Source organism: Burkholderia sp. MSMB1588 (assembly GCF_001546925.1).
GTDB lineage: Bacteria > Pseudomonadota > Gammaproteobacteria > Burkholderiales > Burkholderiaceae > Burkholderia > Burkholderia humptydooensis.
Genome location: NZ_LNJS01000001.1, coordinates 118858 through 140274, shown reverse-complemented (window position 1 = coordinate 140274; position 21417 = coordinate 118858). Strand labels below are relative to the sequence as shown.

Below are 21417 nucleotides of genomic sequence, written 5' to 3'. Positions count from 1 at the left end.
AATTGGGGCCGCGGTTGCTTTTCTAAGATGTTTTCACGGCCCTGCCAAGTTGCGCAGGGTTCGTACCGAAAACATCCCGCCGAAAGGCAGCCACACCGTCACAAGGAGCAACCATGGCATTCCCGACCAGCGTCAACGACCAGATCACCGATTCCGTCACACAGGCCAATACCAAGGTATTGGGCGATGCGCCGGCGATCGCGATGGGCAACCTCTACCAAGCCACCGCGCAAGCGCTCGCCAATACCGCCCACAACGCCACCAACGCTCAGCAGCAAAGTTACGTCACCACGCAAGCCGCCACCACGATGGGCGTCGCGACGCTGTACTCGCTCGATACCGCCGCCACGGGCGTGTCGACCAAGGACATCCTGAGCACCGGCGTTCGCGGCCTCGGCAGCTAAGCGGCCAGGACTAAACCACCAAGGAGCCCGACATGGCTTTTCCGACCAGCGTCAATGACCAGATCACCGATTCCGTCACGCAGGCCAACACCAAAGTGTTGGGCGATGCGCCGGCGATCGCGATGGGCAACCTGTACCAGGCTACGGCGCAAGCCCTGGCCAACGCGGCGCACAACGCGACCTATGCGCAGCAACAGAGCTACGTGACCGCGCAAGCCGCCACCACGATGGGCGTCGCGACGCTGTATTCGCTCGACACGGCCACGACCGGGATCGCCACCACCAAGATCCTCGGTACCTGAGGATCGCCGGCAACCGTTGATCCCAAGGAGTTGAGCACATGGCCTTTCCGACTGCCGTCAACAACCAGATCACCGATTCGGTGACTCAGGCGAACACCCAGGTGCTGGGAGTCTCTCCGTCCATCGCGATGGGCAACCTGTACCAGGCCACGGCGCAGGCGTTGGCCAATGCGGCACACAACGCGACCCTGGCGCAACAGCAGATGTACGTCACGGCGCAGGCTGCGACCACGATGGGCGTCGCGCTGCTGTACTCGCTGGACACCGGCAGTACGGCGATGGCGACCAAGAAGATCCTCGGCTGAGGGTCCGTGCATTGATCATCGCCACACTCGTCATCTCTATATTAAGGAGTATGAATCATGGCATTTCCGACTTCAGTCAACAGCCAGATCACCGATTCGGTCTCGCAAGTCAACACGAAGGTACTGGGCGACGCGCCGTCCGTCGCGATGGGCAACCTGTATGTGGCAACGAGCCAGGCGCTGTCGAACGCCGCACACAACGCGACGAACAATCAGCAGCAATCGTACGTGACGATGCAGGCATCCACCACGCAGGCCGTGTCCACGCTGCTGACGGTGGAAACGGGCACCACGGGCGCCGCCACCGCGGAGATCCTCGGCCTGAAATAACCGCGCCTGACGCCCGCGGCCGACGCACCGGGGCACGCGGGCGCCATGCGCGCCGGCTATCGGGTACTCGGCCGCACCGGTCCGCGCGATGCCACAGCTCGCCGTAGATCAAACGGCCGCCGCCGCGATGGCCATGACCTATCTCGCGATGGCCGACAGCATCGGCATCGCGATGGGCAATGCCGTCGCCAATCAGCAGCGGGGCCAGGTCATCGCCGGCGCGGCCACGACTCAGGTTCTCGCATTGATCATCGCCAAGGGAAGCCAACAGGGAAGCTAATCGTCATGAGCACCGATGACAGCACCGTCAACAGTCAAATCGTCGACGCCGTCAGCAACGTCGTCACGCTGACGACCGGCCAATCGCCGTCACAAGCGTTCGGCATGCTCGACGCCGTCTTGCTGGAAACGCTCGGCATGGCCATGCACAACGCGGTGAATCGCCAGCAAAGCGTCGGCATGATCAACTCGGCCGCGCTGACGGCCGCGTGCGCGAAGATCCTCGCCGTGCCGTTCCCGGCGCCGCCCCCGCCGCCGCCGCCCGCGCCGGCACCGCCGCCCGAAGTGCATCCGCTGCCGGGGCCCGGCGAATCGTCGTCGCCGGCCGCCGTCGTGGAAGCCGCCGTCAAGGAAAGCGAGACGGCTTTCGGCGAAGCCAAGGCCGCCCTCGACGAGCTGAAGGCCTCGGCCGACACGGCCGCGAAGGACGCGGGCGACGCCGAGTACGCGCTGGACCAGTTCGCGCAATCGGTCACGGCCGCGCTGTCGAAGCCGGGCGGCGACACGCCGAACCACGGCGCACCGAGCAGCAGGAACTGAAGGATTTCGCGCTGCCCGCTGACACATTCACCCCACCGAAGGAAATGTCATGGATCCCTCGAAGGTCAACTCTCAAGTCATCGACGTGATCAACCAGAGCCAGCTCGCGACGATGAGCCCGCAGGTGGTGTTGACGAGCGGCGCGGGCAAGGCCTATCAGTCGGTCGCCCAATCGACCGCGCTCGCGGTGCAGGACGCGACCGACGCGTTGCGCAACATCACCACGATCGCGACGACGGCGGCCGGCGTGGCGATGGCGCAGTTCCTCGCCACCGGCAAGCCGCAATACGCGACGGCGCTCACCCAGGCGCAGGAGATGATGAAGTCCGCAACCGACGACTACGCGAAGATCGGCTCGGTCGCCGCGACCGTGCTCAAGGGATTCCCGGCCGGCTGAAGCGAACCCGTATGCCTCCCGCAGTCCGATCAAGGAGCATTGCCATGACCGTATCCGTTGCCGGCAAGCTGATACCGCTGCCCAACGCGCTGTCCGACATCGGGCGGCTCGCGCTCGCGTTCGTCGACGGCGGCATAGAGTGGCTGGTCTGGGCCGCCACCGCGCCGTCGGCGCGCTACGACTTCGCGGACGAGACGGAGCTGATCGCCACGGTCCAGCAGGGGCTGCACGCGTCGCGCTACACGCTGCTGCCGCAGCTCGGACTGATGATCAGCCCGGTCAAGCTCATGACGCTGAGCCTGGCCGACCTGCACATCCTCGCGCGCGCCGAGAGCGGCGACGGCTCGTCCGTCGTGGCCGCGCAGGTGGCGAAGGTCCTCTCGGAACACCGTCTCGTCACCCGCGACGAACTGGCCGCGGGCACGAGCTTCCTCGCGCAGTTGGGCGTCAAGTCGGCGCCGCTGTTCCAGGCGCTCGGCTTCGACGACAGCCTGGCGGTCACGGACCTGATGCACCTGCCGCAGGGCGCACGGCAGCAGCCGTTGCAGCAGGAGGCCGCCTCGTTCGCGTTGAAGCAGGCGCGCACCGTGCTCGAATTCTGCGACTTCTACCGCTTCTATCTCGACTACGCGGAACAACTGAACAGCAGCGCCGCCACGCCCGAGCGGCGCGAAGCCGCGGCGACGGATGCGTCGGAAGCGTTGCTGCCGATTCTTTTCGGCGCGCTGGACTGTCCGCAGGTGCAGGGCCTGGCGGGGCCGTCCGACGTCGCGCAGACCGTGCGCAACTGGCTCGCTCAAGGCCGAATGGTGGGCTTCGCGAGGCTGTCGCAAGGCGCCCAGCAGATCGTCCAGCACACCGCCTACAAGGGCGAGACGGGCGAAGCGGCCAAGCGCATCGTCGAGCTCTTCATGCACGCGGCGCAGGCGTTTCTGGCCGCCCACCAGCCCGACCGCGGCACGATGGGCCAGGATGGCGCGACCTGTCTGTTCCCCGTCGAGTCCGCTCAATTGCATGCCGAATTGCAGTTGAGCGGCAACGGCGTGATTTCGCTGAACGACTTCGGCGCGAAACCCGCCGCGCCGGCGGCGCTTGCGCCCGCCGCGACGGAAAACGCAACCGCAGAACAGGAGAACGTATCGTGAGCATTCCCAATAAACCGATTTCGAACGCATTCGAACGGCCGGAAGACTCGCAAGCGGCGGCCGGGCGGCTACGCGTGTCCGCGCCTTCCGGCGTCGCGCCGGTCATCACGCCGTCCATCACGCCGGCCAACGCACCGCCTGAATTCGCGAACCCGCACGCCGCCGTCGCCGACATGCGCAGGCAAGCGCGCGCGAAGGCTCAGCAGATGGTCGTGGACGCCAGGCTGGCGCTGCTGGAATCGCTGCACGCATTGCACACCGCCGGAAAGACGGATGCCGTTTCCACGGTTGCGGTTCCGGCTCCGAACAAGCGAGGCATGCGATGAACCCCCGACGTGACGTATCGGCGACGAATCCGCCCGAGTCCATTTCGCAGACCGCCGAGATGCAGGCGCAACAGGCGGTCGATGACGCGGTCGCGGCGACCGACAAGGCGATGCGCGCCGCGTTGAACAGCACGGCGCACGCCGGCGCAGCCGACGGCGATCACGCCGCGCGCGAAGCGATGACGCAGGCCGAGCAGGCGCTCGCGGCCGCGCTGAGCGGCGCGGCAGCCGGCGAAGCCGCCGTGGCGAACGCGTCGCGGCAAGCCGGAGAGGCCCAGGCTCGCGCGGTCGAGGCGGCGCAGCGACAGGCGGAACAGGCGATGGCCGCGGCGGCGGGGGCCGGGGCGACGGGACCTCGGGCGGGATAGCTCATGGGCAGCGCCTACCTTGCGGGAGACCCGCTCTCGTCAGACGGCTTCGTGTCATGCCAGGTCGCGACCGCCCTACGACCGGGTCAAGCCAAGGCTTTTGGGGCGGCCGACAACGGACTCGTCATGACTCGACGAACTCGTTCAATCGCTGCAATTGAAACTTAGTCCGGGAGCATGTATGGAAACGCCCGAACAGCGGTCGGCGCGGCGCGCGATGAGCAGTTGGCTGACCGAACTGATCAACGACGTGGAAAAGCCGGACGGCATCGAGAAGCGGGCCATCCGCGCCCGAGTCCTGGAGGCGCTGCAGGAAATCGACGTTCGCATCGCCGAGTTGAACGAGTCGTTGCAAGCGAAATTTCACGTTGTCCAGGGCCGGAAACTGGTGAAGTTCTATATGAAGGGCGGCAATGCGTTCAAATGCATACACGAGCCCGAGGGAACAGCGGCCACGGAAAACGGCGGCGGAAAATCCGACTGGGATACGCAGGTCGTCATCGATCCGTGGGCGCCGGTACCGCTGCAAGCCTACGTCTACGGCCTGCTTGAAGAGCTGGTGACGGACACGATGATCCGGGCAGGGGTCGACATCGCACGGGTGGCAGGCGACTTCGCCGATCAGACGATCAAGCAATGGATCGCGCAGCGGGACGACCCAAAGTCAAAGCATCGGATCTACTCGGCCTATTCGCTCGAATACGACGACCCGCAATCGCTGCGCCAGGTGTTCGACCAGCAACGGCTGGGGCTCTGGACCAACGACAGGCGCCGGATATCCGACCCGGACGTCGATCACCCGGAACGGATACCCGGCATCTTGCTCAATGACGCGATCCGTCCATTCATCCTGCACCGGCTCGGCTACACCTGGCACGCCCAATTGCCGTCTCTGCCACCTCTGCTGCTATCCAAGCTTCCGGTGCCGCAGCCAACCCTGCTGCGGGGCCCCTTGCCCGCGCAGATAAAAACGGATGTTCGCAAGCCGCTGCTGATGGAATTGATCGACGTCACGCTGCCGCGACGGGACACGATCGAAGCGGTGGCGGTCTGGGAGGAACTGGCCCAGGGGCAGATCGACATCCAGAACACGACGATCGCGGTGAAATCGTCCGGCGCCGACAGCGCGGAAGTCGGGGCGACCGGCGATAGCACCGAAGTGAAGCTGCCGCTGCCGGACATCATGTACCACCTGCGGGAAATCGCGACGATGCTGTGCGAGATCGCGGATGGAAGTTCGCGTCACCCGGATAAGCTCGATAGACGCTTTGAACGCTTCGGGCAAATCTGGAGATCCAGCGACAGATCACAAATTGCCCACACGCTAAGCGAAATGGCCGGGGTGGCCGATATCAATGCGGCCCCTCCCGCGCACGTGGCGAGCGTCACCGATGCCATCGAACAGCATGGCGGCTCCCTGACACGAGCCATACTGGATGATGGAGACCCCGCTTACTGCCTGGCACGCAACCTGATGGACCGGATTGCCGACGGAATGGCCGCGAATCACAACGACTTCACTGCGGGAGGCCATGTCCCCCGCGAACTGCTGATCCGCTTTGACGAGGCGCGAGTGAGGTTGAGGCAACTGATCGATCGAACGGTGGCGCGCTTGCCCGACGAATTAGCCGTAGGCGTACTCGACGCCGCATTCAGCGACGACTTGGTGCTGATCCGCGTCCTCGAGCAAAACGAATACGTTGAGCCCAGGCAAATCGGCTTTTCGGGCGTATTGATGGCCGTCGTGATTCGCGTGAAAAACCAGTTGCAGTTGGACACCCTGTGCGAGCTGTTCCGAACGGAATTCGATCCGCGCTATGTCGACACGCCGATAAGCACGTCGGTACGCTTTCGGACTTACAGCGTACCGCGCGCCACTGGCATCACCCATGAGATGACGATGGTGGTATTCGAGAAAGGCAAGGCGATCGCCTATCTGACAATGACGACTGCCACTCCCGGCGAAGCCCCATTCCGACGCGATGCGGCATATCCCGACCTCGAATACGCATCGCTGCCGGAAATCGCCGCGCAGCGCAAGGTCGCCGCGGCATTGATCGAAGACTACCTGATTCGCAAAACGATCTCGCAGCAATACGAGGCGCTGAAAACGCTGCTTCCCGTGGTGTGACGGATCGCGCGAGCCCCCTGTGTTTCGTGGCCTCGCATGTTCTGCCAGCACGCCAACTATCGCTGCGAGTCGTCAATCAAGGAGCGCCAGCATGACCTTCTATGCAGGATTCGACATTGAGGACTTTCCTGGTCTGGACCAGCTCAAATGGCTGAAGGAGAAAACCAACCTCTCCTGGTGCGGCTACCATCTGACGCCCCCGCCCGGGCGTCCTGACAGCGAGTGGAAAGGCAAGCGCGAAGCGCTGACCAAACAGGGTTGGGGCTTGCTGCCCCTCTACAGGAGCCAGCAGGCCGACCCAGCGAAAATCGACGAGAAGCAAGGCAAAGACGACGGCTCAGATGCCGCCGAGCTGATGGACAACGAAAAATTTCGAAAGGGCGCCTACGTATTCATCGACTGGAGAAGCAGCAGCCTTGCCGACGAAAAGGCAAAAGCCTATCTCCTCGCGTGGGCGGACAATGTCATGAAGGGCAAATATCAATATCGCCCCGGCGTCTGTTGCTCGGGCAAGCTTGCCGCCAAGATAGCGACGTGGACGGCCGATCTGGACCCGCCGCCCGAGTTGCGTATCTGGGCCACGAAGGAAACAACCGAGGAGCTACATCCGTACTCAGGGTCCATCGGTCAATTTGAGACCGACAACCCCGCCAATTGCGGCTACGCGGACGCCATCGCATACCAATACGAGAAAGACAGCGTGCTGATGCTGTGGACGTTGCAGGTGGGCCTGAGTTCGTCAACGCTGAAGGACCCGTCCGCCCCCTGACATCCTCATAGCCGTTGGAATGGCCCGCCGCCGCGGGCCATCTGAAAGGAGCAACGCCATGCCCTTCTACGCAGGCTTCGACACCGACATCTTCCCCGGCCAACTGCAGCTCGACTGGCTCAAATCCAACACCAATCTCAGTTGGTGCGGCTACTATCTCGCGCCTGCGCCGAACCATCCCGACGACAGTTGGATGGGCAATCGTCAGGCGTTGATCGAGCAAGGCTGGGGGCTGCTGCCGATTTACGTCGGCCAACAGGCCGGATCGAACACGCTGACCGATGCGCAAGGCACCGCCGACGGCTCGCAAGCCGCTCACCTGGCGCGCGCCGAAGGCTTTCCGCGCGACGGCTACCTGTACATCGACTGGGAGGACGGCAGCCCCCTCGACGCCGATGCCCAGGCCTATCTCGGCGCATGGGCGGCCGAGGTCGTCAAGAACGGCTATCAGCCCGGCGTCTATTGCTCGCACGATCTGGCCGATTCGATCGCGTCGCTGATGGCCGGTCTGAATCCGCCGCCGGAACTGCGCATCTGGGCCTGGAACGTGCCGACGACGAACCCGCAGCCCTACCTGGGCCCCCTCGGCGCATTCCCCGCCGTCACGCCCGCCGGTTGCGGCTATGTGCACGCGATGGCGTGGCAACACCTGCAAAACTGCGTGCTGATGCCCGGAGCGTTGCAGGTGGATCTGAGCGCGTCGAACCTGAAGGACCCGTCCGCGCCGTCCATATCGCGATGGCAGCGGCCCGTCACGCCGCCGAGCCCCTGAACTCGCGCGGGCTCGATCCCACGATGCGCCGGAAGCTTTTTTCGAAGTGGCTCAAGTCGCCGAAGCCGACGCTCAGCGCAACCTCGGTCACACGCGGACAGTCGTGGCGCATCAGCATTTCCTTCGCCTTCTCGATGCGAATGTGCTGAAGCAACGGCTTGAACGCGACATTCAGCGTGTGACGGAACAGATAGCTCAAATGCGACGGGCTCACGTGCGCGTGCTGCGCCAACTGCTCCATCGAAATCGGATTGGCGTAATGCTCGCCGAGATAAAGCAGCGCCTTGCGCAGCGCCTTATGCAATCGCGCCAGCTCCGCGGCGTTGCGCGTCATTGCGCATCGCGCCCAGTGGGCCGGCAGCACCGAAGATTGCAACGCGGCGGCATTCGTCTCGATCGCGGGCCGTGACGTCCCGTCGTCCCGATCGTGGCCGTGCGCCGCGCCGACGCGCTCGCCGTGCGGCCGATCAATCATCCACGGCACATGAAGCGCGACGTCGTCGCGGCCAATGGGGGCATCGCCCGTCATGACCGCCAGGCGCGCGATCACGCGCTCGAGCTCATAGACGTTTTCCGGCCACGCGTAGCGCTCGCATATCTCGAGCAGTGCGTCGCTGCACTTGCGCTCGGCGACGTAGCCATGATGCTCGAGCGCCGCGGCGACGAGGGGCGCGATGTCGTTTTCGCGCTGGCGAAGCGTCGGCACCGTCGCCGACAAGAAGTCCAGCTCGGCCAGCAGCGCTTGCGAGAATCGCCCTTCCTCCACGCATCGTCGCAAATCGGACGTCGTCGACGCGATCACGCGCACCTCGCACTCGCCCGGCACCACCAGCCATTGCCCGAGCCGCGAATGCAGATACTGCCGCACCTGATTCTGAAGCCGGGGAGCGAGCTCGTCGATGCCGTTGAAGAACAACGTGCCGCCCGCCGCCTGCCTGAACCATTGCGCCGGATCGTCCGCCGGATCGGCGCAGTTGACTTCGATGAACGGCCCGTCACGTCTCGGCCCGCAGCAATGCAGCGCCGCCGCCAACGGCGCCTTCTCGGTGCCGAACTCGCCGGTGAGCAACACGGGCAACAGGCTGTACGACGCCTTTTCGACGAATATCTCAATGCGATGCAACGGCTCGGACATGCCCACGAGCAACAAGCTTCGGCTCAGCCGCTGCCGGGCCCAGCGTTGCACGCCGTAGCGCTGGAACAGGAGCGCGCAGCGATGCGCAAAGGCCGCGCCGTGCGCGGCGAAGGCGTCCGACCGCGCGGCGCCCTCCGTCGCGCTCAACGTCAGCATGCCGAGCGGCTCTCCCGCATAGGTCACCGGAAACCGCGCCGAATGCGCGACCGCGCGGATGTCGTCGTCGGCGTGGGCGCCGGCGCCCTTCCCGTCGAGCCAGACGAGATCGAACCGCTCGCCGCTGCGATGCAACCGCAGCACGCCGACGTCGCGCAATCGCAATGACGCGCCGCCCAGGTCCAGATGTCGAGCGAACGCGCGCATCAACAATTCGAGCAAATCCGGCAATCGCCGATACGGTCGATAAACGTTTCGCAATATCGCTTCCACGTCGAAGGCCTCGCTCGTGCATTCACGAATTCGATCACTCCGGCATCGGGGTTCCGATGCGGTCTTTCGACGATCTCCCGACATGGACGCGCGATCCCGCATACGTGGCGTCGAGTCCGGAAACGGGATACGCCGGGAAGGCCCGAATGAACCGGCATGCCGCGACGGCGAGCCGTCGCTGGCGTGCGCCCAGTATGCGAGGCTCGCGCGGCATCGAACGTCGCCGGCCCACCGTTGTCGACCGTTGTTCACACGGAAGCGCGGCATCGCGTGACGACGGGGCCGCGACGGCGAACGATCGCGCGACGGCGGCACGGCTTCGAGCATTCGATTGCATGCTCCGCTTAACATGGCGACTGACAATTTGCCGGCCGGGATCGACGGCGGAACCGGCGCGGAACCGTTGCCATATTCGAATCAATCGCGCCAATTGGTTATCCGGAAGGAGACGCCATGGAAACAGCACCGGGACGCATTCTCGTCGTCGAGGACGATCCCATCACCCGCACGATGCTGGCGCGCTACCTGTGCAGCGCCGGCTTCGATCTGCGCACGAGCGGCAACGTCGCGCAAGCGCGCGACGCGCTGCGCGCCGCGCCCGCCGACGTGCTGCTGCTCGACATCAATCTTCCCGACGGCGACGGCATCTCGCTTGCCCGCGAACTGCGCGAGCACAGCACGGCCGGCATCATCTTCGTCACGCAACGGGACGGCGACCTCGATCGCGTCCTCGGCCTGGAAACCGCCGGCGACGACTACATCACCAAGCCGTTCCGGCTGCGCGAGCTGCTCGCGCGCGTGCGCGCCCTGTTGCGCCGGCAACGGCTGTATCACGAGCTCGCGCCTGTCGACACGGTGCTCACGTTCGACCGCTGGATGATCGACCTGCGGCGCCGGGAGCTGGCGCTCGTGGGCGGCGCCGTGCTGCCGCTGACCCCGCGCGAGTTCGATCTGCTGGCGGCGCTCGTGATGGTTCGCGGCACGACGCTCACGCGCGAGTACTTGCTCGAAGTGGTCAGCAAGCGCGAGCGCGCCGCGGACGCGCGCACGGTGGACACGTTGATCGCGCGGCTGCGCCGCAAGATGTCCGGCGACGCGGGCGGGCTCCGCTGCCCGATCGGCACGGTAGTCGGAGTCGGCTATCGGCTCGACGCCGCGGTGAACCGATGCAGTTGACGATTGCGCCGCGCGCCCCGCGCCTCGCGCGCGATGTCGCGTAATGCATCGAAAGCGTGTTCGAACTCGATGTCGAGCGCGACCAGGAGCGCGGACAGGTCCGACGGCGGATGACGAGCGGCCGCCTGCTTCAGGCGCTCGGCGAGCGCCCCGAGCCGCAGCAGTCCCAGCGCGGCGGCCGAGCTCGCGAGCCGGTGTGAAAGCTCGTTGACCCGGTGCAGGTTTTGCTCCGTGATCGCTTCGCCGAGCTCGCGCAGCGAGCGCCGTCCCGCGAACCGGAACTGATGAACGAGCCAGCCGACCGCGGCGACGCCGAGCGCCTCCGCATGCTCGCTCAGGCACGCGAGATCCACGGCCATGTCCGTCGAACCGATTCCGTCCGAAGGCCGGGCGGGCTCGGCAGCGCCGGCGACGAGTTCGAGCACCCGGCACAGCGCGTCTCGCCGAACCGGCTTCACGAGGATCGACATGAACGCGTCCGCCACGTCGGCATGCCGCGCACGAAGCAGATCCGCGGTCAGCACGACGATCGGCATCTCCGGCCGCCCCTGGCTGCGCGCGTTCTGCACGCGTATGCGGCGCGCCGTCTCGATGCCGTCCACGAGCGGCATGTGCAGGTCCACGAATACGGCGTCGAAGCGCCCGCGGGCGATCTCCGCGACGGCCGCGTCCGCGCTGCTCACCGGCGTCGCGTCGTGGCCCGCCTGGGTCAGAAGGCCGCCAATCACGATCAGGTTGACCGGGTCGTCGTCGACGACGAGGAGCTTCAAGCGTCGCGATGAAGGCAACGCCGATATGGCCGGCGGCCGCGCAGCAACCGCCGCGGCCACCGGCACGACGACCCGGAACCGGCTGCCGACGCCGTATTCGCTGGCCACGGCGATCGTGCCGCCCAGCGTCTCGACGATGCGCCGGCATACGGCGAGCCCGAGGCCCGCGCCGCCGAAGCGTCGCCCGATCGACTCGTCGGCTTGAACGAACTCGTCGAAAATCCGCGTCAGCATGTGTTCCGGGATACCTATGCCGGTATCCTCGACGGCGATCTCCAGTTGCCACGCGCCCGCGACGCGGCCCCGCATCGTCAACGACACGCCGACGCGGCCCCGTTCGGTGAACTTCACCGCATTGCTCAACAGATTCATCAGCACCTGACGCAGCCGTCCGGCGTCTGCGTGCAGCGCCGGCGGCACGCGATGGTCGACGAAGACATCGATGGCCGTCTGGCGGGCCGACGCATGCGTGCGCATCAATTCGACAACGCCTTCAATCAGGTGCCGAGGATCGAAGTCGATCGGAGCCGGCGCGTCGAGCGCCGCGCCGCCGCGCACGTAATCGGCCACGCCGTCGAGCAGGCCGACCAGATGCTCGGCGCAATCCCGCGCAATCGAGACCTGGCGACGCTGTATCGCATCCAGCCGAGAACCTTCGAGCAATTGCAGCACGCCGAGCACGCCGTTCATCGGTATGCGGACTTCGTGGCTGACCATCGCCAGCAGGCTCGTCTTGGCCCGGTCCGCGGCTTCGGCGGCCTCCTTCGCACGCCGCAGCTCCTCGCACAGGCGCGCGTCGCGGCGCATACGGGCGAATTCCTGACGGCGCATGCGCTCGGTGCGCCAGACCTGCTGCAAACCCACGGCAAGCGCGAAACCCATCGTGATCGACAGCGGGCAAAGCAGCGGCGATGCGGCCGCGCACCGCCATCGCAGTATCACGGAGAGTCCTGCCACGACGCATGCGGCGTTGATTGCGCTCGGCAGAAAGCGCAGCAGCAGGCATGCCGCCCCCAGGACGACGGCAAAGCGCAAGCCGTGTGGAATTACGCCCCGCAGCATGTCGGCAGTCATAGTTGTTCTGGTTGAGCATTTCCCGGCGGATAAGCGGGTCGGGCCGGCCAGTCTGAATTTTAGGAACAGAAAAAATCGACAGCAGTATTCGTTTTCGAGATCGAAGATTAGCGGAACGGGGGGCGGCGAGCCGGCAACGACGATACAAGCCGGCGCGCGGTTGCGCCGCGGAATGCGAGGCGGAAACGCGATATGGGAAAGTCCGGAGCAGCGGATCGAAGGTCGGGGATGACGTCGACTGTCAGGATCGGAAAGCCGGCGGACAATGACGCCATCGCGGCGAACCGGCATTCGGGAAAACGAGGGGCCGCGAGATGAACCGGCCGTCCAGCATGCCGCGCGACGCGGAGCCGACGCCGGAGACCAAAATCGAAACCGGGACCGGGCGCGTTTCGGCGCCATACGATGCGAATCGGTTCATCGCCGGGTGGCGCGACGATGTCGCAATGCGCGCGCCGCAGCGCGGTGAGCGGGCATGGCGAAGCGCGGAGCGATTGCGCAGTCAGACGGCCCCCTCGCCGCGACAGACGCGGCGATTCGATAGGACGAGCCGCATTCGCGGGGGCACTACCATCGAAGAGCGGCCGATCGCCGGGCTCGGCTGCCCAACCCCACCATGTCGGCGCCGCCGGCCTCAGTCCGCTATGCCGATCGCCTGCGCGACCGCGCGCACGCGCGCGCGGTGCACCGCATCCTTGATCTTCGCGGGCTCGCCCGCGAGCCCCTGCGCGATCGCGCCCGCGTCGACCGAGCGCGCGGCGACGAGCGCCTGCCGCAGCCGCTCGGCCTGCGGATAGGGCGTCGCATCGAGGCCGAGCCGGCCGCGCGCGTCGGCCTCGCTCGCCTGCAGCGCCTCGGCGAAGCGCGCCGGCTTGCGCAGCGCATCGGCGCGCTCGAACAGGCGCACCAGCGCGGCCGCGCCCATCTCCATCACGCGATGCAGGTTGCCGTGCTCGCGCGCGACGACGAGCGCCAGATCGCGGCACTCGTTCGGCACCCGCAGCCGCTCGCACAGCGGCTTCAACAGATCGACGCTGCGGCCCTCGTGGCCGATGTGGCGCGGCAGCACGTCGGCGGGCGTCGTCGCCTTGCCGAGATCGTGCGTGAGCGCCGCGAAGCGCACCGGCAGCGAATAGCCCTGCTTCGCCGCGTGATCGATCACCATCATCACGTGCACACCCGTGTCGACCTCCGGGTGATAGTCGGCGCGCTGCGGCACGCCGAAGAGCGCGTCGATCTCGGGCAGGATCCGCGCCAGCGCGCCGCATTCGCGCAGCACCGCGAACATCCGCGACGGCTTCGCTTCCATCAGCCCGCGCGCGAGCTCCTGCCACACGCGCTCGGGCACGAGCGCGTCAGCCTCGCCCGCATCGACCATCTTGCGCATCAGCGCGGCCGTGTCCGGTGCAACCGAGAACTCGGCGAAGCGCGCCGCGAAGCGCGCGACGCGCAGGATGCGCACCGGATCCTCGACGAACGCGCCGCCGACGTGCCGGAACAGCTTCGCACGCAGATCCGCCTGCCCGCCGAACGGATCGACGACCGGCCCGACGAGCGCGCCGTCCGGGCTCACTTCGCGCGCCATCGCGTTGATCGTCAGGTCGCGCCGCACGAGATCCTGCTCGAGCGTGACGTCGGGCGCGTAATGGAACTGGAAGCCGTGATAGCCGGCCGCCGTCTTGCGCTCGGTGCGCGCGAGCGCGTATTCCTCATGCGTGTCCGGATGCAGGAACACCGGAAAATCCTTGCCGACCGGCTTGAAGCCTTGCGCGGCCATCTGCTCGGGCGTCGCGCCGACGACGACGTAGTCGCGATCACGCACCGGCAAGCCGAGCAGTTCGTCGCGGATCGCGCCGCCCACCGCGTAGATCCTCATCGCGACGGCCCGTAGAGGTCGATCACGCGGGTCTCGCCGCGCGCGCCCTCGATCCATTCGCGCACGGCCGGCAGCTCGGCGACGCGCGCCGCATACGCGCTCGCCTCGGGCGACAGCGGCGGCGCGTAGGTCTTCAGGCGCAGCACGACGGGCGCGTACATCGCATCGGCGATCGAGAACGCGCCGAACAGGAACGGGCCGCCCGACGCGGCGAGGCACGTGCGCCACAGCTCGTCGATGCGCGCGACGTCGGCGAGCGCGGCGGGCGTCGCGCCGCGCCCGGGGTGGGACTCGCGCACGTTGAGCGGCATCTCGGCGCGCAGCGCGGTAAAGCCCGCGTGCATCTCGGCGGACACGCTGCGCGCGTGCGCGCGCGCGGCCGGATCGCTCGGCCACAGCGCATGCTGCGGGAAGCGCTCGGCGAGCGTCTCGACGATCGCGAGCGAATCCCAGACCGCGCCGCCGTCGTCGTCGACGAGGCACGGCACCTTGCCCGACGGCGAGTGCGCGCGGATGCGCTCGGTCGTGTCGTCGAGCCGCAGCCCGATCATCACTTCGTCGAACGGGATTCCGAAGTGCTTCATCAGCACCCACGGGCGCATCGACCACGACGAATAGTTCTTGTCACCGATCACGAGTTTCATGGGATTCATCCTGTAGTTGTCGATCGTCCGGTCCGCCCGCGGCGGCCGCGGTCGTTCCGTCCGCTTACCGGCGCGTGCGCCGGCCGGGAAAGCGCGAGCGCGGCGCCGCGTCGCCGATGTAGGTCGGCGCGATGCTTTCGAGGCTCGCGGGCGTGATGCCGAGCTCGGGCGCGATCGGCCCCGTCATCACGCTCGGCACCGACAGCGAAGCGAGATTGTCGCGCGTGATGAGCGGCTCGCCCGGCAGCATCTCGAACACGCACGCCTGCAGCCGCGCGAGCGCGTCGGGCAGCCGGACGATCCGCGCGGGGCGGCCGGCGAGCCTGCCCGCATAGCGGACGATCTCCTCGAGCCGGTACGTGCGCGGCCCGCCGAGCTCGTAGGTCCGGCCGCGCGTCGCGTCGCGCGCGCAGGCGTTCGCGATCGCCTGCGCGACGTCGCCGACGTAGATCGGCTGCATCAGCGCGTCGGGCATCGCGAGCGGCAGCACCGGAAAGATTCGCTGCAGCCGCGCGAACGTATTGACGAACGCGTCGCCCGGACCGAACACGATTGACGGCCGGAACACCGTCACGTCGAGCACGCCCGCCGCGGCCTGCGCGCGCAGCGCTGCCTCGCCGTCGCCCTTCGAGCGCAGGTACATGCTCGGCGCGCGCGGATCGGCGCCGAGCGCGCTCACGTGAAGCATGCGCGACACGCGCGCTTCGATGCACGCGGCGGCGAGCGCCGCGGGCAGCGCGACGTGCAGCCGCTCGAAGCGTTCGCCGTAAGGCTTGCCGTGCCCGCCGTGCAGCACGCCGACGAGGTTGACGGCCGCGTTCGCGCCCGCGACGAAGCGGGCGAGCTCGCGCACGTCGAACGCGGACAGCTCGACGATGTCGACGGGCAGCATCGCGAGATGCCGCGCATGTTCGCGGCGGCGCGAGCCGATCCGGACGCGCGCGCCCGCCTCGACGAGCGCGTTGACGAGGCGGCTGCCGATGAAGCCCGTGCCGCCGAGCACGGCGATGGTCTGGCCTTGCATGATCGTGCCTCACCCAAGCGCGCCGCCGCGCGATGCGCGGCGGCGAATCTCACACGAAGCGTCGGCCGGCGGCGCCCGGAAAACGCCTGTGCGATGTTCCGGGCCGTTGCGCGACGCGCGTTACGGCGCGATGAAGCCGAGGCGAGCCTTCAGCGATTGCGGCTTCTTCTCGAAGAGCGCCGCGTAGTACGTCTCGTTCGACAGCACGTTCTTCACGTATTCGCGCGTCTCGTTGAACGGGATCGTCTCCGCGAAGATCGCGCCCTCGACGGGGCGCGCGAGCCCCTGCCGCCACTGGGCCGGCCGGCCGGGCCCGGCGTTGTAGCCGGCCGTCGCGAGCACGGCCGAGTTGTCGAACTTCTGGTAGATATCGGACAGGTACCAGGTGCCGAGCTGCACGTTCGTGTCGATGTCGTGCATCTGCGCGCGCGTGACCGTGCCGAGGCCGAGCTTCCTCGCGACGAGCTGCGCCGTCGCCGGCATCAGTTGCATCAGGCCGCCCGCGCCCACCGACGAGCGCGCGTTCGTGATGAAGCGCGATTCCTGGCGGATCAGCCCGTACGCCCATTCGATGTCGAGCCCGTTGGTCCGCGCGTAGCGCTCGACGATGTCGCGATACGGCGACGGATAGCGCAGCGAGAAATCGTGCTCGGCCGTCGTGCGATCGGCGGTGTTGACGGTGCGGTCGAGCAGGTCGACACGCTTGCCGTACTCGGCCGCGGCGAGCAGTTGCCGATCGGTCATCCCGCGCAGCGGCCAGTTCCATTCGCGGTTGCCTTCGAGCCGCAGATCGAGCGCGTAGAAGCGCTGCGCGAGCGCGAAGCCCGGCACCTTGCCCATCGCGTCGATCTCGGCGTCCGTCACCTTCGCGCGCGGCGGGATCGTCGTCTTCTGGCCGAGCTCCTCGCCCGCGAGCTGCCCGTAGAAGTTGAACTGCCCGGCGATCCGCTCGAATTCCTGGTTCGCCTTCAGCGTGTCGCCGCCTTCCTTCAGCGCGCGGCCGCGCCAGTAGATCCACGCGGTGTCGTCGCGCAGCCGCTCGGGCATCTGCTCGATCGAGCGGCGCACCATCGGCCAGTCGCCGGCGAGGAGCGCCGCGCGCACGCGCCATTCGTACGCCGGATCCGACAGCGGCGCGCCCATCGACTTCCGATACCACGACGCGGCCTGCGGCAGCCGCTTGACCGTCGCCTGATAGCCGATCTCGCCCCAGCCGATCGCCTGCTCGTCCGCCGTCAGCGTCGACGCGAGCGACGCGAGCTGCCCCGCCGCCGCTTCCGGGTCGTTGCGCGCCATCCGCGTGATCGCGACGAGCGCGAGCTGCCGCGACACCGCATCGGAGCCGATGCCGCGCGCGAGGAAGAGCGGCGGCGCGCTCGTCACCTGATCGAAGCCGACCGGGCGCGGGCCGAGCGCGTCGGCGATCTTGCCGCCGAGCGTCGTGTAGTTCTGCTCGTACGCGAGGCGCACCTGCGCCCACACGTCGTCGCTCGAGAACTGCTTGTTCGCCGCGAGCGCGGTGATGAGGTCGACGCACGCATCGCCGTAGTACTTCGGCTCGACGAGCAGCTCGCGCGCCATGTCCGCGACGTTCTCGCCTTGCGCCGCGCGCGATTCGAGCGCATAGCACTTGACCTGCGTGTCGTCGTCTAGCACGAAGCGCTTGTACTGCTCGTCGAAGGTGCGCCAGTCGTGGCGCGCGCCGAGCACGAGCAGGTAATCGTTGCGCATCCGGTCGGCGATCGCCTGGCCGTCGTAGCGCGACAGGAACGACAGCACCGGCGCGTCGGGCGCGTCGAGGCGCGCGTGGCCCGCCGAGTCGAACAGTTGCGGCTTGATCTGGAAGTAATCGAGATACGACGGCGCCGGATAATTCGGGATCAGCGCGGCGAGCTGCGCGGCGCGCACCGGATCGTTCCTGCGCGCGGCCTCGCGCAACTGGACGAACACCCGATCGTCGTTCGACGCCACTTCGTCGGCGGTCTGCGCGGCGCAGGCGGCCGTCCCCGCGGCCAGCACGGCCGCGACGAGGGGCGCCGCGAACGCGCGATATACTCGAAAAAGTCTGGTTGACATCGTTGTATACGGAGCACTCTAGTGAGCGAAAGCATAGCACGCGCCCAAGCGCCGAACCCGAAGCAAACGCTGCGCGAAACGCTTGCGCAGCGCCGCCTCGACGCGCATCGCTCGCCGCTCGCGCACGACGCGCTCGCGCAGCGCGTGCTCGCGATTCTCGCGCAAGCCGCGCCGCGCACGGTCGGCTTCTACTGGCCGCTCGCGGGCGAGTTCGACGCGCGCGAGATGATCGCGTCGTGGCTCGCGGGCGACGCGAGCCGGCAGGCCGCGCTGCCCGTGATCGGAGCGCCTCGCACGCCGCTCGAATTCCACGCGTGGACGCCCGATGCGCCGATGCGCGAGGGCCGCCACCGGATCGCCGAGCCCGCGGCGGGCGCGCGGCTCGTGCCGGACCTGCTGCTGATTCCGTGCGTCGGCTTCGATCACGGCTGCTTCCGGCTCGGCTACGGCGGCGGCTATTACGACCGCACGCTCGCCGCGTGGCCGGGCACGGCGCGGCCCGTGACGGTCGGCGTCGCTTACGACGCGTGCGGCGTGCGCGAATTGCCGCGCGAAGCGCACGATCTGCCGCTCGACTGGATCGTCACCGAGACGCGGCTCCATCGGTCCGGCGACTGACGCGCGCCGGCCGGCACGCGGGGCGCGGCGGCCGGCGCTCGGCGCGGCACTGCCCGCCCCGCCGCAGCGCCGCCCGGAAGCTACAGCGACGCGGCCGCGCGCGCCGCGGTGTCGTACAGCCCCGACGCGTGGCGAAGCAGTTGCGCGGCGTCGCCGATCTGCTCGTTCGTGAGCCCGCTGTCCTTCAGGGTCTCGATCAGGCAGCGCTCGCGCACGTCGCGGTACTTGAGGCAGAGCGCGCGGCCCGCGTCGGTCGCGTCGAAGAACACTTCCTTGCCTGTCTTTTCGCTTTTTACGTACCCTCTAGCTACCAGCTTCTTGAGTGCATACGTCGCGACGTGCGTGTCCTCGATGTTGAGCACGAAGCAAATGTCGGCCAGCTTCTTCTTGCGGTCCCGGTGGCTCACGTGGTGCAGCAGCGACACCTCGACCGCCGTCATGTCCTTCGCGCCGGCCGCCGCCATGCACCGGACCATCCAGCGATTGAACGCATTTCCCGCCATGATGAGCGCATATTCAAGCTCGGAGAGCTCCGCGCTTGTCTCGGAAACGAGATGTTCGGACGATACGATCTTGGTCGGATGGCGCTGCATGGCGGATCGGCGAAGGCGAGTCGGAGGTGCGCGAAAGTGTACGCCAAAGTCGTCCGCGCGACGTCCGGCAAAATTTTTTGACAATAAGTTATCGACATTTTATTGATAATGTATTCTTCACCCGGCTCAACGCCGTTTGCTTGCCACCGATGACCACTCCACGCATCTATCCGCTTGGCGACACCGCCCTCGTCTGCGAGGCGCCCCCGCCCGCGACGCTCGAATGCCAGCGCCGCGTGTGGGCGGTCGCGAGCGCGGCGGCGGGCTGGCCGCACGTCGTAGACGTCGTGCCCGGCATGAACAACCTGACGATCGTGTTCGACCCGCTCGAAACGACGGCCGACACGCTCGCGCCGCTGATGAAGGCCGCGTGGCGCGACGCCGACGGCGTCGCCGAAAACGGCCGCGAGATCGAGATCCCCGTCGAGTACGGCGGCGCATTCGGCCCCGATCTCGACGCGGTCGCGAAGCACACGGGGCTCGCGCGCGACGAAGTCGTGCGCCGCCATTCGGCGGGCGCCTACGTCGTGTTCTTCCTCGGCTTTCAGCCGGGCTTCACGTACATGGGCGGCCTCGACGGCTCGCTGCACACGCCGCGGCGCGCCGTGCCCCGGCTCGAGGTGCCCGCCGGCTCGGTCGGCATCGGCGGCGAGCAGACGGGCATCTATCCGGCCGCCGCGCCGGGCGGCTGGCAACTGATCGGCCGCACGCCGCTCGCGCTCTTCGATCCCGCGCGCACGCCGCCCACGCTGCTGCAGCCGGGCGACCGCGTGCGCTTCACCGTCGCGGGGGTGCATACCGGATGACTTCACGCCAAGCAACGAGCGGCATCGAAGTGCTGCGCGCCGGGCCGCTGTCGACAGTCCAGGATCTCGGCCGCCGCGGCTATCGCCATCTGGGCGTCGCGCAAAGCGGCGCGCTCGACTCGCTCGCGCTCGAAGTGGGCAATCGCCTCGTCGGCAACCGGCCGGACGCCGCCGCGATCGAAATCACGCTCGGCCCCGCGTCGTTCCGCTTTCCGCGCGCGGCGCGCATCGCGATCACCGGCACCGAGTTCGGCGCGACGCTCGACGGCGTGCCGATCTACTCGTGGTGGAGCGTGCCCGTCGCGGCCGGCCAGACGCTCGCGCTGCCCGTCGCGAAGCGCGGGATGCGCGGCTATCTGTGCGTCGCGGGCGGCATCGACGTGCTGCCGATGCTCGGCTCGCGCAGCACCGATCTCGCGTCGCGCTTCGGCGGCCTCGGCGGCCGCGTGCTGCGCGACGGCGACCGGCTGCCCGTCGGCGCGCCGCCCGCCGCCGCGCCCGCGTGCGTCGCGCCCGACGCGCCCGAGTTCGGCGTGAAGGCGCCCGCGTGGTGCGCGTTCGCGCGCGTCGACAGGGAGCCGCGCCGCCACAAGCACGCCAGGCACGCGCACGCCGCATGGGCGATGCCCGTGCGCGTGCTGCCCGGCCCGCAATACGCGAGCTTCGCGCCGGCGGCGCAGCAGGCGTTCTGGGACGAGGAATGGATCGTCACGCCGAACAGCAACAGGATGGGCTACCGGCTCGCGGGCGCGAAGCTCGAGCGCACCGAGACGGGCGACCTGCTGTCGCACGCGGTGCTGCCGGGCACGATCCAGGTGCCGGGCAACGGCCAGCCGATCGTGCTGATGAACGACGCGCAGACGACGGGCGGCTATCCGCGGATCGGCGCCGTGATCCGCGCGGACCTCTGGAAGCTCGCGCAGGCGCGCCTGAACCTGCCGGTCCGCTTCGTCCGCGTGACGGCGGCGGCCGCGCGCGACGCGCTCGCCGCCGAGCGCGCGTACCTGCGGCAGATCGACATCGCGATCGAGATGCGTGAGGAAGCGCTGCAGCGCGCGCGCGCCGCGCGGGCGGTGGCCGCATGATTCCGGGGCCGGGTGCCGCCGCGCGGCCGGCCGCGAACGCTTT

At 67.8% G+C, this 21417-nt stretch carries 24 protein-coding genes; 17 read left to right on the top strand and 7 right to left on the bottom strand.

Annotation, left to right across the window (positions count from 1 at the left end; all coding sequences use genetic code 11):
• Positions 1-113 precede the first annotated feature (113 nt).
• The 13 genes from WS92_RS12400 to WS92_RS12340 all read left to right on the top strand — a co-directional run bounded on the left by WS92_RS12400 (position 114) and on the right by WS92_RS12340 (position 8068).
• Positions 114-404 carry a RebB family R body protein gene (locus WS92_RS12400; protein ID WP_006024230.1) on the top strand — a complete coding sequence of 97 codons (291 nt, stop codon included), beginning with the start codon at positions 114-116 and terminating at the stop codon, positions 402-404.
• A gap of 32 nt (positions 405-436) precedes the next feature.
• The gene (locus WS92_RS12395) at positions 437-706 is read left to right on the top strand and encodes a RebB family R body protein (RefSeq protein WP_006024229.1); all 270 of its coding nucleotides are present in this window, start codon (positions 437-439) and stop codon (positions 704-706) included.
• 38 nt (positions 707-744) lie between these two features.
• Positions 745-1011 (top strand): RebB family R body protein, encoded by a 267-nt coding sequence (locus tag WS92_RS12390; RefSeq protein WP_006024228.1) that lies wholly within the window; start codon positions 745-747, stop codon positions 1009-1011.
• Positions 1012-1068: 57 nt separating this feature from the next.
• Complete coding sequence (locus tag WS92_RS12385; protein WP_006024227.1) at positions 1069-1341, top strand: RebB family R body protein; 273 nt, start codon at positions 1069-1071, stop codon at positions 1339-1341.
• 88 nt (positions 1342-1429) lie between these two features.
• Positions 1430-1621, top strand: a complete 192-nt coding sequence (locus WS92_RS12380; RefSeq protein ID WP_009911057.1) for a RebB family R body protein — start codon at positions 1430-1432, stop codon at positions 1619-1621.
• A gap of 5 nt (positions 1622-1626) precedes the next feature.
• On the top strand, positions 1627-2160 hold the full coding sequence (locus WS92_RS36990) for a RebB family R body protein (RefSeq protein ID WP_059930568.1): 534 nt from the start codon (positions 1627-1629) through the stop codon (positions 2158-2160).
• A 49-nt stretch (positions 2161-2209) separates the two neighbouring features.
• On the top strand, positions 2210-2557 hold the full coding sequence (locus tag WS92_RS12370; protein WP_006024224.1) for a hypothetical protein: 348 nt from the start codon (positions 2210-2212) through the stop codon (positions 2555-2557).
• Between the two features lie 44 nt (positions 2558-2601).
• Positions 2602-3702, top strand: coding sequence for a hypothetical protein (locus WS92_RS12365; protein ID WP_059930571.1), 1101 nt, complete (start codon positions 2602-2604; stop codon positions 3700-3702).
• A complete protein-coding gene (locus WS92_RS12360; RefSeq protein ID WP_059930573.1) occupies positions 3699-4028 on the top strand; it encodes a hypothetical protein in 330 nt (109 codons plus the stop codon). Before WS92_RS12365 ends, WS92_RS12360 begins: the two co-directional genes overlap by 4 nt.
• The gene (locus tag WS92_RS12355) at positions 4025-4396 is read left to right on the top strand and encodes a hypothetical protein (RefSeq protein ID WP_059930575.1); all 372 of its coding nucleotides are present in this window, start codon (positions 4025-4027) and stop codon (positions 4394-4396) included. Before WS92_RS12360 ends, WS92_RS12355 begins: the two co-directional genes overlap by 4 nt.
• 181 nt (positions 4397-4577) lie before the next feature.
• Entirely contained in the window at positions 4578-6527 is a 1950-nt protein-coding gene (locus WS92_RS12350; protein ID WP_231755902.1) for a hypothetical protein, read from the top strand.
• Between the two features lie 91 nt (positions 6528-6618).
• Positions 6619-7296 carry a glycoside hydrolase domain-containing protein gene (locus WS92_RS12345; RefSeq protein ID WP_015602213.1) on the top strand — a complete coding sequence of 226 codons (678 nt, stop codon included), beginning with the start codon at positions 6619-6621 and terminating at the stop codon, positions 7294-7296.
• A gap of 58 nt (positions 7297-7354) precedes the next feature.
• Positions 7355-8068: a glycoside hydrolase domain-containing protein gene (locus WS92_RS12340; protein ID WP_015600373.1), complete on the top strand. Its 714-nt coding sequence runs from the start codon at positions 7355-7357 to the stop codon at positions 8066-8068.
• Here WS92_RS12340 and WS92_RS12335 read toward each other — a convergent pair.
• The gene (locus tag WS92_RS12335; protein WP_231748932.1) at positions 8049-9566 is read right to left on the bottom strand and encodes a helix-turn-helix domain-containing protein; all 1518 of its coding nucleotides are present in this window, start codon (positions 9564-9566) and stop codon (positions 8049-8051) included. The genes WS92_RS12340 and WS92_RS12335 overlap by 20 nt on opposite strands.
• 519 nt (positions 9567-10085) lie before the next feature.
• On the opposite strand from WS92_RS12335, the gene WS92_RS12330 reads away from it, so the two are divergent.
• On the top strand, positions 10086-10808 hold the full coding sequence (locus tag WS92_RS12330) for a response regulator transcription factor (protein WP_059930577.1): 723 nt from the start codon (positions 10086-10088) through the stop codon (positions 10806-10808).
• Here the strand turns inward: WS92_RS12330 and WS92_RS12325 are convergent.
• From WS92_RS12325 to WS92_RS12305, 5 genes are all read right to left on the bottom strand, one after another.
• On the bottom strand, positions 10772-12652 hold the full coding sequence (locus tag WS92_RS12325) for an ATP-binding protein (protein ID WP_041861785.1): 1881 nt from the start codon (positions 12650-12652) through the stop codon (positions 10772-10774). The genes WS92_RS12330 and WS92_RS12325 overlap by 37 nt on opposite strands.
• Before the next feature lie 634 nt (positions 12653-13286).
• Positions 13287-14528: a multifunctional CCA addition/repair protein gene (locus WS92_RS12320; protein WP_006024213.1), complete on the bottom strand. Its 1242-nt coding sequence runs from the start codon at positions 14526-14528 to the stop codon at positions 13287-13289.
• The gene (locus tag WS92_RS12315) at positions 14525-15172 is read right to left on the bottom strand and encodes a glutathione S-transferase family protein (RefSeq protein ID WP_059930579.1); all 648 of its coding nucleotides are present in this window, start codon (positions 15170-15172) and stop codon (positions 14525-14527) included. The genes WS92_RS12320 and WS92_RS12315 overlap by 4 nt, the downstream gene beginning before the upstream one ends.
• 64 nt (positions 15173-15236) lie before the next feature.
• Positions 15237-16196: a complex I NDUFA9 subunit family protein gene (locus WS92_RS12310; protein WP_059930581.1), complete on the bottom strand. Its 960-nt coding sequence runs from the start codon at positions 16194-16196 to the stop codon at positions 15237-15239.
• A 120-nt stretch (positions 16197-16316) separates the two neighbouring features.
• The gene (locus WS92_RS12305) at positions 16317-18272 is read right to left on the bottom strand and encodes a lytic transglycosylase domain-containing protein (protein WP_059930582.1); all 1956 of its coding nucleotides are present in this window, start codon (positions 18270-18272) and stop codon (positions 16317-16319) included.
• Between the two features lie 21 nt (positions 18273-18293).
• Between WS92_RS12305 and WS92_RS12300 the strand changes: the two genes are divergently transcribed.
• On the top strand, positions 18294-18890 hold the full coding sequence (locus tag WS92_RS12300; protein ID WP_006024209.1) for a 5-formyltetrahydrofolate cyclo-ligase: 597 nt from the start codon (positions 18294-18296) through the stop codon (positions 18888-18890).
• Positions 18891-18970: 80 nt separating this feature from the next.
• Here the strand turns inward: WS92_RS12300 and WS92_RS12295 are convergent, their stop codons facing one another.
• Entirely contained in the window at positions 18971-19483 is a 513-nt protein-coding gene (locus WS92_RS12295; protein ID WP_010113407.1) for a winged helix DNA-binding protein, read from the bottom strand.
• Between the two features lie 149 nt (positions 19484-19632).
• Between WS92_RS12295 and pxpB the strand changes: the two genes are divergently transcribed.
• Both pxpB and WS92_RS12285 read left to right on the top strand, forming a co-directional pair.
• Positions 19633-20289 (top strand): 5-oxoprolinase subunit PxpB, encoded by a 657-nt coding sequence (gene pxpB / locus WS92_RS12290; protein ID WP_059930584.1) that lies wholly within the window; start codon positions 19633-19635, stop codon positions 20287-20289.
• The gene (locus tag WS92_RS12285) at positions 20286-21374 is read left to right on the top strand and encodes a 5-oxoprolinase subunit C family protein (RefSeq protein WP_059930586.1); all 1089 of its coding nucleotides are present in this window, start codon (positions 20286-20288) and stop codon (positions 21372-21374) included. The genes pxpB and WS92_RS12285 overlap by 4 nt, the downstream gene beginning before the upstream one ends.
• Positions 21375-21417 lie beyond the last annotated feature (43 nt).